Genomic DNA, 590 nt, shown 5'->3' with positions numbered 1-590 from the left:
TGTTTGCCGGCAGATGCGTGGCATTTGCCTGCCATTGACCGACACCCGAACCCGCATCCATCATGATCAATCGATCGCCGATCTTGAGCACGACAACGGTCAAGGGGATGGGCATGAACTCAGTTGTAAGGCCAGCTCTTCCAAGCGCATCCTTGGTTTCCTCCACGGAGGCATTCTTGATGAATGCAGGGTCATGCGGTTTCCGCCAGATTCCGTCGTAGACGGCGGTGACTTCAATCGAACCGACGGAATATTTGTAGTATCCAATTGATGGTTCAACTTGCGTGGCTGCAGATGCCGGCAAAATGAGTTCCAGTTTTTGCGAGAGGCCGAACGCAGCGGCGGCCGCGGCTGATCCCAGAACTGCGCGGCGTGTCATATCAAACATGTACATGTCTCCTTTTTCGATTGGCATATGCCGGGCGAAGAACATGATTTGAAAAATGTCTCCGCTGACAAAGGAGACTGCGCAATTCGCCCGTTTATTCCTGCGACCCGCGATTATTTTGTAAGCCTCTGGAATAGCTGGGTTATTTTTACTGGCAATATCGATCAAATTTTCTGACCCACGCCGCGTTCCCGTTTGCGCC

At 52.2% G+C, this 590-nt stretch carries 1 protein-coding gene and 1 pseudogene; one reads left to right on the top strand and one right to left on the bottom strand.

Annotated features, from left to right (window positions below; all coding sequences use genetic code 11):
- Positions 1 to 388 (bottom strand): annotated as a pseudogene (locus tag ACXJ5O_RS29255) (MBL fold metallo-hydrolase); the annotation flags it as partial.
- 27 nt (positions 389 to 415) lie between these two features.
- Between ACXJ5O_RS29255 and ACXJ5O_RS29250 the strand changes: the two are divergent.
- Entirely contained in the window at positions 416 to 565 is a 150-nt protein-coding gene (locus ACXJ5O_RS29250; protein WP_457302956.1) for a hypothetical protein, read from the top strand.
- The last annotated feature ends 25 nt before the right edge of the window (positions 566 to 590 follow it).

Source organism: Phyllobacterium sp. P5_D12 (genome assembly GCF_054049495.1).
Note: the sequence above shows the minus strand (reverse complement) of the source record. Positions and strands in the feature narration are given on the sequence as shown.